Source organism: Streptomyces sp. JW3 (genome assembly GCF_052216785.1).
In the GTDB taxonomy this organism is placed as follows: domain Bacteria; phylum Actinomycetota; class Actinomycetes; order Streptomycetales; family Streptomycetaceae; genus Streptomyces.
Genome location: NZ_JBQOUX010000179.1, coordinates 1 through 9,384, shown reverse-complemented (window position 1 = coordinate 9,384; position 9,384 = coordinate 1). Strand labels below are relative to the sequence as shown.

Sequence of the window (9,384 nt, the reverse complement as noted above, 5' to 3'; positions counted from 1 at the left end):
GCCCGCGGCTCGGGCCCCGCGTGCCGCGGGGCCCGAGCCGGAGGTGCCTGCCCGGACGGTGGTGACTCGGACAGTGGTGACTCAGACGGTGGTGACGACCTCGTCGTAGGCCAGCCGCGGCGAGCGCGGGTACCAGGCGTCCGGGCCCGGCCGGCCGATGTTGACGATCATCAGCGGGGTGTGGTCGTCGTCCAGGAACTCCTTGCGGACGCCCTCGAAGTCGAAGCCGGTCATCGGGCCGGCGGCCAGGCCCGCGGCGCGGACGCCGACGATGAAGTAACCGGCCTGGAGCGCGGCGTTCAGCGCCGCGGAGCCCTCGCGGGCGGGGCGCTCGGCGAAGAACGCGTCCTTGGCCTGCGGGAAGTGCGGGAAGAGCTGCGGCAGTTCCTCGTGGAACTCGTTGTCCGCGGACAGGATGGCGACCAGCGGCGCGGTGGCGGTCTTGGCGGCGTTGCCCTCGGACATGTGCTTCACCAGCCGCTCGCGGGCCTCGGGGGAGCGCACCAGGGTGACCCGCAGCGGGGACTGGTTGAAGGCGGTCGGGCCGTACTTGACCAGGTCGTAGATCGCCTGCACCTGCTCCTCGGTCACCGGCTCGTCGGTGAAGGCGTTCGCGGTGCGGGCCTCGCGGAACAGCAGGTCCTGGGCGGCGGGGTCAAGAACGAGAGACATGCGTGATCTTCCTCGAAGTGCGGAGCCGTTGACGGGGACGACCGTACGGCAAAGAAGTTCAAGGTTCAACCAATACCGGAATCGGGTGATCCGCCTCACACCGCCGCCGGGGTGAAGGGGGCCGCGCCGATCGCCGGGCGCCGCGTGTCGGGGTGCCGGAGGGGCGTCCGAGTACGCCTATATGACCGTGTGAACGCCCTGCTGCCCGGCACCCGCACCCGCGCCCCGGCCCGTTCCCCGGCCGACCGCCCGGCCCGTTCCCCGGCCCGGCGCGCCGCCCGCCGCCTGGGCGGGCGGCTGGACGCCCTGGACGCCGAGGTCCGCCGCGGCGTCGTCAGCCTGCTCACCCTCGTCGCGCTGCTGCCCCTGCTGCTGCTCCTGGCCCGCCGGGCGGTCCGGCTGCCGCACGGCTTCGACCCCCCGCTGTGCTACGGCCTGACCGTCCTGGCCGGCACCATCTGCCTGCTGCACCTCGCCTACAGCCGCTACGACGACCCGGCCCTGCGCCCGCTGCGCCGCCGCCCCCGCGACCTGGCCGCCTTCCCGCCGCTGCCGGCCCGGCCCCGGGTGAGCTTCCTGCTCGCCGTGCGCGACGAACGCGAGCACATCGAGACCTGCGTGCGCTCCATGGCCGCCGTCGGCCATCCCGACGTACAGATCGTCGTGGTCGACGACGCCTCCACCGACGGCACCGGCGACATCCTGGAGCGGCTCGCCGCCGAACTGCCGCTCACCCTGATCCGCCTGGAGCGCAACCTCGGCAAGAAGGGCGCCCTGGTGCGCGCCTGCGAACGCGCCGACGGCGACATCCTGCTGTTCACCGACTCCGACTGCGTCATCGCCCCGGACGCCGTCACCGCCTGCGTCACCGCCATGACCCGGCACCCCGAACTCGGCGCGCTCAGCGGCCACTGCCGGGCCCTGAACGCCGACGCCGGCCTGCTCGCCCGGATCCAGGACGTCTGGTACGAGGGACAGTTCCGCATCACCAAGGCCGCCGAGGCCGCCTTCGGCTCGGTCGCCTGCGTCTCCGGGCCGCTCGCCACGTTCCGCCGCGAGGCGATCTGGAACTACCTGCCCGCCTGGGCCGAGGACCGCTTCCTCGGCGCCCCCTTCCGGTTCGCCACCGACCGCCAGCTCACCGGGTACGTCCTGGGCCAGAAATGGCGGGGCCGCGCCCTGAAGCGGCGGCACGCCGACTCGCCGTTCGTCCGCGACCACGACTACCCCGAGCTGAAGTGGGAGGTCGGCTACTCCCGCGCCGCCCGGGTGTGGACCCGGGTGCCGTCCCGCCCCGCCGCCTTCCTGCGCCAGCAGATCCGCTGGAAGAAGAGCTTCGTCCGCAACCTCTTCTTCACCGGCCGCTTCATGTGGCGCCGGGGCCCGGCCGCCGCCGCGCTCTACTACGGACACGTCCTGTGGGTGCTCGCCGCGCCCGTCCTCGCCGTCCGCCACCTGCTGTGGGCCCCGCTGCACCTGGCCGGCCTGCTCACCCTGCTCTACCTGGGCGGCGTCGTCCTCAAGGGCTGCGTCTGGGGCCTGGCCTACCGGCTCGACCACCCCGCCGACCGCGCCTGGCGCTGCCGCCCGCTGATGAGCCTGCTGTCGTGCTGCGTACTGGCCTGGCTGCTGCCGTACGCCCTGTGCACCCTGCGCCGCAACGTCTGGTCGAGGAGCCCCGCATGAACACCTGGCCGAGGAGCCCGGTCACGAGAACGCCGCTGCGCGCGCTGGCCCGCGCGCTCGCCGTCGGCACCACGGGCGCCGTGCTCGCCCTGGTCTACCTGTTCGTCATCAGCCGGGGGCGGCTGCTGTGACCGCCCGGCCCGGCGGAAAACGCCTGCTCCTGCGCGGCACCCTCGCCCTGCTCTCGCTCACCGTCGTCGCCCTGCCCTTCGCGGCGGCCTGGCAGTACGACGCCCTGGGCCGCGCCGTCGCCCCGCAGGTACCGGCCCCGGCGGCCGAGGGCAAGGCGGCCGGGGCCCCGGCGCCGGGCCGGGCCGCCGCCCCGGTGGTCCTCGCCTACCACGACATCGGCGCCGAGACGACGGGCCGCTACGCCGTGTCCCCCGAGCGCTTCGACGCCCACCTGCGCGCCCTGCGCGAGGCCGGCTACCGCACCCTGTCCACCGCCGAGTTCACCGGATACCTGCGCACCGGCCGCACCCCAGCCCCGCGCACCGTCTACCTCACCTTCGACGACGGCACCCACGGCCTGTGGACACACGCCGACCCGATCCTGAAGCGGCACGGCGCGAAGGCGGCGGCGTACCTCATCACCGGCCAGGTGGGCACCCACCGCCCCTACTACCTGTCCTGGGCGGAGACCGCGCGGATGGCCCGCTCCGGGCGCTGGGACTTCCAGGCGCACACCGACGACAGCCACGTCCGGGCCCCGGTGGACGCCACCGGCCGCCGGGCCTCGGTCCTCAGCAACCGGATCTGGCGGCCGGCCGCGGGCCGCCGGGAGACCGTGGCGGAGTACCGGCGCCGGGTCGCCGCCGACCTCGACCGGTCGATCACCGCCCTCACCGACCACGGGCTGCCCCGCCCGGAACTGTTCGCCATGCCCTTCTCCGAGGTGCTGGACCGCACCAACCTGGGCCCGGACGGCACCGCGACACTCCGCTCGCTGCTGCGCGAGCGGTTCACGGCCGCCCTGACCAACAGCGGACGCCGCCCGGCGCCGCCCGGCCGCCGGGCCGCCGCGACCGGGTTCGTGCAGCGCCTCGAGGTCACGCCGGAGACAAGCGCCGAGACCCTGCTGAAGGAACTGGCCCGCTGGGCGCCCCGCCGGCCCGCCGACGTCCGCCGGCCGCTGCGCCGGCCCGGTGACTGGTCCTTCGGCGGCGCCCGCGACGTCGGCCTCGGCGCCCTCACCGGCGCCGGTCCCCACCCGCGCGACCACTACGTCTGGGCCGACCACCTGCCGCTCGCCACCGCCGACTGGACGGCGTACCGGCTGCGCGCCACGGTGACCGGACTGCGCGGCGGGGTCACCGGCGCGAGCGTCATGGTCCGCTCCGGCAGCCCGCGTCCCGTGGTGCTCTCGGTGGGCCACGGCGCCGCCCGGCTGGCCGCGAAGAACTCCGGGCGGAACGCCGGGCGGAACGCCGGGCGGCCGGGCCGGAGCTGCGAACTGCGGCCCGCCGCCGAGCACCGGGTGGAGATCTCGGTGAGTCCCCAGCAGGTCCGGGCGACGGTCGACGGCCACCCCTGCGCCACCCTGCGCCCGCCCCGGGCCACCGACCCGGCGGCCGGGGCCGGCGGCTTCTCCCTGGCCGTGCGCAACGAGCGGACGGACGGCACCTGGCCCGCCTTCACCTCGCTCACGGTCGAGTAGCGTGCTCGTCCGCTCCGCTCCTAGGAGGCCGCCGCCGGGTCCGCGCCCCCGGCCTCCTCGGCCAGGGCCGCGTCCAGCCGGGCCCGGGCCCCGTCCAGCCAGCGCCGGCAGACCTTCGCCAGCTCCTCGCCCCGCTCCCACAGGGCGAGGGACTCCTCCAGCGTCGTACCGCCCGCCTCAAGGCGTCGTACGACCTCGATCAGCTCGTCCCGGGCCTGCTCGTAGCCGAGCGCCTCGGTCCGGGCCGCCGTCTGCTCCACCTCGCCGGTCATCCGTTCACCCATCCGTTCACCCTATGCGTCGACCCGGACCGTGAGATCGCCCTCGGCGACCCGGGCCCGCAGCGTCTCGCCCGCCGTCACCTCGGCCGGATCGCGGACCGCCTGGCCGTCGGACCGCTGCAACACCGCGTACCCCCGCCGCAGGGTCGCGGCGGGGGAGAGGGCCACCACCCGCGCGTGCGTGTGCGTCAGCTCGGAGTCGGCCCGGTCCAGGTGGTGGCGCAGGGTGCGGCGGCCCCGCTCCAGCAGGGCCGTCACCTGCTCGGCACGCTCGTCGATCATGCGCTGCGGGTCCTGTATCGCCGGGCGGGCCAGCGCGTGCGCCAGCCCCCGCTCCTCACGGTCGACGAACGCCGCCACACAGCGCCGCGCCCGGTCCCGCAGCAGCCGTACCCGCTCGTACTCCTCGCCGACGTCCGGCACCACCTTCTTCGCCGCGTCGGTCGGGGTCGAGGCGCGCAGGTCGGCCACATGGTCCAGGAGCGGATTGTCCGGCTCGTGCCCGATGGCGGAGACCACCGGCGTACGGCACTCGGCGACCACCCGGACCAGCTGCTCGTCCGAGAACGGCAGCAGGTCCTCCACGCTGCCGCCGCCGCGTGCCACGACGATCACGTCCACCTCGTCCAGCGCGTCCAGCTCCTTGACCGCCTGGACGACCTGCGGCACGGCGTGCACGCCCTGCACCGCGACGTTGCGCACCTCGAAGCGGACGGCGGGCCAGCGGCGGTGGGCGTTCTCCAGCACGTCCCGCTCGGCGGCCGAGGCGCGGCCGCACACCAGCCCGACGAGCTGCGGCAGAAACGGCAGCGGCTTCTTGCGCTCCGGCGCGAACAGCCCCTCGCGGGCGAGGGACTTCTTCAGCTGCTCGAGGCGGGCCAGCAGCTCGCCCACTCCCACCGGCTTGATCTCGGCGGCCCGCAGCGACAGCTGCCCGCGCGGCGCGTACCACTCCGGTTTGGCGCGGACCACCACGCGGGCGCCCTCGCCGATCACGTCGGCGACCGCGTCGAAGACCTGCCGGTAGCAGGTGACGCTCACCGAGATGTCGTGCGAGGGGTCGCGCAGGGTCAGGAACACCACGCCCGCGCCGGGCCGCCGCGACAGCTGGGTGATCTGCCCCTCCACCCAGATCGCCCCCAGCCGGTCGATCCAGCTCCCGATCAGCCGCGACACCTCACCCACGGGCAGCGGCGACTCCGGACTCGTGTGCAAAGCCATGCGGTGAGCGTAACGGCCCCCACTGACAGCGCCGGGGACGAGAAGCGCCCTGAAGGGGCGCGGGGCCGTGGCATGTGCGGCTCCGCCGCGGGGCGCGATCAACCACGAACTACCCGCACCCGCCGACCACAACCCCCTTACGGCGATGGCCGCCTCCGCTGCGTCACCAGCACCACCACCCCCACCACCAGCCACACCAACCCCACCACCTGCGCCGTCCCCGACGCCTCCACGATCACCGCCACCGTGATCGCCGCCCCGACGACGGGAACCAGAAGATGCCGCCACCAGCTCACCGCGCCCCCCGCCCGCCGCACCACGAACCACCCCACCACGCTCGCGTGCAACAACGTGAACGCGGACAACGCGCCCAGATTCACCACCGTCGTCAGATGGTCGAGCCCGTCGTCCCGCCGGGCCGCCCAGACCGCCGCGACCAGCGTGATCACCGCCGCCACCAGCAGCGCCACCCGCGGCACCCCGGAGTACGTCCGCGCCAGTACTCCCGGCAGCCGCCGGTCCCGGCCCATCGCGAACAGCAGCCGCCCGGCCGCCGCCTGCCCGGCCAGCGCCGCGAACGCCGCGCCGATCGCCTTGCTCACCGCCACCAGATCGTGCAGCCAGGTCCCGGCCGCGGAGTTCACCGTGTCGTAGAACGCCGACCCCTGCCCGCCCGGCTCGGCCGCCAGTTCCGCCGACGACATCGGCGCCAGCAGCCCCGCCAGATACGTCTGCGCCACGAACAGCACCCCGGCCAGCGCCAGGCAGAACAGCAGCGCGCGGGCCACCTTCGCCGACCCGCCGGTCACCTCCTCGGCGAACGTCGCGATCGCGTCGAAGCCGAGATACGACAGCACCGCCACCGACACCGCGCCGACCACCGCCGACAGCGCGAACGCGCCCTGCGTGCCGTCCCCGCTCAGCGGCGACAGCCACCCCCGCTCCGCCCCGTCCCGCACCAGCACCACGATCGCCGCCACCACGAACACGGCCAGCACCACGATCTCCAGCGCCAGCACCGCGAACCCCACCCGGGCCGCCGCCCGCACCCCCCACAGGTTCAGCAGCGTGGTGACGACCACGGCCAGCGCCGTCCACACCCAGCGCGACACGTCCGGCACCAGCTCGTTCATCGCGATGCCGGAGAAGAGGTAGGCGACCGCCGGGATGAGGACGTAGTCCAGCATCGCCATCCACCCGGCGATGAACCCGGCGCCCTTGCCGAGGCCCGCGCGCGCGTACGCGAACACCGACCCCGCCTGCGGGACCACCCGCACCATCTGCGCGTAGCTGAACGCCGTGAACGCCATCGCCACCGTCGCGACCAGGTACACCAGCGCCACCGCGCCGTGCGACTTGGCGTCCAGCGTGCCGAAGACGCCGACCGGCGCCATCGGCGCGATGAACAGCAGCCCGTAGACCACCAGGTCCCGAAAGCCCAGTGTGCGCCGCAGCGCGTCGTGTTCCTCGGCCCGCTGGGCCCCTGTGCCGGTCTCGGACATCGCGCCTCCGCCAGTACCCGTACAGCCTGCGGCCAGTCTCTCCGCCAACGCGCCCCCCACGCGATCTCCGACCCGCCGAACGCGCCCGTACGATGGACGGCATGACTGCTTCGTCTGGCCGCCGTGTCCTGCTCGCCGCCCCCCGTGGCTACTGCGCGGGTGTGGACCGCGCCGTGATCGCCGTCGAGAAAGCGCTGGAACAGTACGGCGCCCCCGTCTACGTCCGGCACGAGATCGTGCACAACAAGTACGTCGTGCAGACCCTGGAGAAGAAGGGCGCGATCTTCGTCGAGCGGACCGAGGAGGTACCCGAGGGGAACATCGTGATGTTCTCCGCGCACGGCGTCGCCCCCGTCGTCCACGAGGAGGCCGAGCGCGGCCGGCTCGCCACCATCGACGCGACCTGCCCGCTGGTCACCAAGGTGCACAAGGAAGCGGTCCGGTTCGCCAACGACGACTACGACATCCTGCTGATCGGCCACGAGGGGCACGAGGAGGTCATCGGCACCTCCGGCGAGGCCCCCGAGCACATCCAGCTGGTGGACGGCCCGGAGGATGTCGCCAAGGTCGAGGTGCGCGACCCGTCCAAGATCGTCTGGCTCTCGCAGACCACCCTCTCGGTCGACGAGACCATGGAGACCGTCGACGCGCTGAAGGAGAAGTTCCCGCAGCTCATCTCGCCGCCCAGCGACGACATCTGCTACGCCACGCAGAACCGCCAGCTCGCCGTGAAGCAGATGGGCGCCGAGGCCGAGCTGGTCATCGTGGTCGGCTCCCGCAACTCCTCCAACTCCAAGCGGCTGGTCGAGGTCGCCAAGCAGGCCGGCGCCCGCGACGCGTACCTGGTGGACTTCGCCGACGAGATCGACGAGACCTGGCTGGACGGCGTCACCACGGTCGGTGTCACCTCCGGCGCCTCGGTGCCGGAGATCCTGGTCGAGCAGGTCCTGGAGTACCTCTCCGCGCGGGGCTACGGGGACGTGGAGATCGTCAAGGCGGCCGAGGAGTCCATCACCTTCTCGCTCCCCAAGGAGCTGCGCCGGGACCTGCGCGAGGAGGCGGCGGCGCTGGTCGCGGAGCGCGGCGGCGCGGGTGCGTCCGCCTTGGGTACCTCGGGGGAGTGACTGTCAGTCGCAGGCCGTAACGTGGTGCCATGCAGATCTTCGGCGTGGACATCGGCGGATCCGGCATCAAGGGTGCCCCTGTGGATCTCGACAGGGGCGACCTGGCCCAGGAGCGCTGCAAGGTGCTCACCCCGCACCCGGCGACGCCGGACGGGGTGGCCGACGGCGTGCGCGAGGTCGTCGAGCACTTCGGCTGGACCGGTCCGGTCGGCCTGACCTTCCCGGGCGTGGTCACCGGCGGCGCCACCGTGCGCACGGCGGCCAACGTCGACAAGAGCTGGGTCGACACCGACGCCCGCGCCCTCTTCAGCGACCGTCTGGGCGGCCTCCCGGTGACCGTCGTCAACGACGCGGACGCGGCCGGCGTCGCCGAGATGCACTTCGGCGCGGGGCGCGGCCGCAAGGGCACGGTCGTGCTGCTCACCTTCGGCACCGGCATCGGCAGCGCCGTCTTCGCCGACGGCGTCCTGGTCCCCAACACCGAGCTGGGCCACCTGGAGCTGGACGGCCACGAGGCCGAGAAGCGCGCCTCCAGCAAGGTCAAGGACGACCACGACATGAGCTGGGAGCACTGGGGCCACCGGGTACGCGCCTACCTCGCGCACGTCGAGATGCTGTTCTCCCCCGAGCTGTTCATCATCGGCGGCGGGGTCAGCCGCAAGGCGCACAAGTTCCTGCCGTACCTAGACGGCGTCCGCGCGGAGATCGTGCCGGCCCAGTTGCAGAACAACGCGGGGATCGTGGGGGCGGCGATGCGGGCGGCGGAGGGACAGCCACAACCGGCCGCCGGCTGAGCCGCGCGGGGCGGGGGCGGTCAGGCCGGTGCGCGGCCGCCGCGGGCGGCGACCCGGCGCCGCACCAGCCGGATCCGGCGCGCGATCACGATCGAACCGGCGATCAGGGTCCCGCCGTACAGCCACCCGGCCTCCGTTGCCAGCGCGGTCACGAACCCGCCGAGCGCGCCGGTGAAGCCGTCGCCGCCGTCCGCCACGGTGGTCAGCCCCACCGCGAAGGCGATCGGCACCACGATCGGCGCGGTCAGCAGATCGCCCCGGCGCACCCAGACCGCGGTCAGCACACAGGCGGGCAGGAACAGCACGCCGTACACCGTCGGCGAGGCGCCGAACAGCAACTGGTCGAGGAACCCGAAGGCGAGCATCACCGCGGCGCAGAACAGCCCGCCGCCCAGCCCGGTCAGCCGGGGGTTGGGCATCCGCCGCAGGGTCGCCGCGGCCTTCGGC

At 73.9% G+C, this 9,384-nt stretch carries 10 protein-coding genes; 5 read left to right on the top strand and 5 right to left on the bottom strand.

The window, feature by feature from the left end; genetic code table 11:
- Positions 1-81 precede the first annotated feature (81 nt).
- On the bottom strand, positions 82-672 hold the full coding sequence (locus tag ACTT8P_RS37090) for a malonic semialdehyde reductase (RefSeq protein WP_442836200.1): 591 nt from the start codon (positions 670-672) through the stop codon (positions 82-84).
- A 198-nt stretch (positions 673-870) separates the two neighbouring features.
- On the opposite strand from ACTT8P_RS37090, the gene ACTT8P_RS37085 reads away from it, so the two are divergent.
- Genes ACTT8P_RS37085 through ACTT8P_RS37075 form a run of 3 tightly spaced genes read left to right on the top strand, consistent with a single transcriptional unit; the run spans position 871 to position 4,015 of the window.
- Positions 871-2,358, top strand: a complete 1,488-nt coding sequence (locus ACTT8P_RS37085) for a glycosyltransferase family 2 protein (RefSeq protein WP_442836202.1) — start codon at positions 871-873, stop codon at positions 2,356-2,358.
- The gene (locus ACTT8P_RS37080) at positions 2,355-2,489 is read left to right on the top strand and encodes a hypothetical protein (RefSeq protein WP_442836199.1); all 135 of its coding nucleotides are present in this window, start codon (positions 2,355-2,357) and stop codon (positions 2,487-2,489) included. Before ACTT8P_RS37085 ends, ACTT8P_RS37080 begins: the two co-directional genes overlap by 4 nt.
- A complete protein-coding gene (locus ACTT8P_RS37075; RefSeq protein WP_442836198.1) occupies positions 2,486-4,015 on the top strand; it encodes a polysaccharide deacetylase family protein in 1,530 nt (509 codons plus the stop codon). Before ACTT8P_RS37080 ends, ACTT8P_RS37075 begins: the two co-directional genes overlap by 4 nt.
- A 20-nt stretch (positions 4,016-4,035) precedes the next feature.
- Here the strand turns inward: ACTT8P_RS37075 and ACTT8P_RS37070 are convergent, their stop codons facing one another.
- From ACTT8P_RS37070 to ACTT8P_RS37060, 3 genes are all read right to left on the bottom strand, one after another.
- Complete coding sequence (locus ACTT8P_RS37070) at positions 4,036-4,287, bottom strand: exodeoxyribonuclease VII small subunit (protein ID WP_442836201.1); 252 nt, start codon at positions 4,285-4,287, stop codon at positions 4,036-4,038.
- A gap of 21 nt (positions 4,288-4,308) precedes the next feature.
- Positions 4,309-5,517: an exodeoxyribonuclease VII large subunit gene (gene xseA / locus ACTT8P_RS37065; protein WP_442836197.1), complete on the bottom strand. Its 1,209-nt coding sequence runs from the start codon at positions 5,515-5,517 to the stop codon at positions 4,309-4,311.
- A 137-nt stretch (positions 5,518-5,654) separates the two neighbouring features.
- Entirely contained in the window at positions 5,655-7,019 is a 1,365-nt protein-coding gene (locus ACTT8P_RS37060) for an APC family permease (RefSeq protein WP_442836196.1), read from the bottom strand.
- Between the two features lie 92 nt (positions 7,020-7,111).
- Here ACTT8P_RS37060 and ACTT8P_RS37055 point away from each other — a divergent pair, with 92 nt between their 5' ends.
- Both ACTT8P_RS37055 and ppgK read left to right on the top strand, forming a co-directional pair.
- Positions 7,112-8,143, top strand: a complete 1,032-nt coding sequence (locus tag ACTT8P_RS37055; protein WP_442836195.1) for a 4-hydroxy-3-methylbut-2-enyl diphosphate reductase — start codon at positions 7,112-7,114, stop codon at positions 8,141-8,143.
- Between the two features lie 29 nt (positions 8,144-8,172).
- Positions 8,173-8,937: a polyphosphate--glucose phosphotransferase gene (gene ppgK, locus ACTT8P_RS37050; RefSeq protein ID WP_442836194.1), complete on the top strand. Its 765-nt coding sequence runs from the start codon at positions 8,173-8,175 to the stop codon at positions 8,935-8,937.
- 20 nt (positions 8,938-8,957) lie between these two features.
- Here the strand turns inward: ppgK and ACTT8P_RS37045 are convergent.
- Positions 8,958-9,384: DUF6542 domain-containing protein (locus ACTT8P_RS37045; protein ID WP_442836193.1), on the bottom strand; the 427-nt coding region annotated here is incomplete at its 5' end.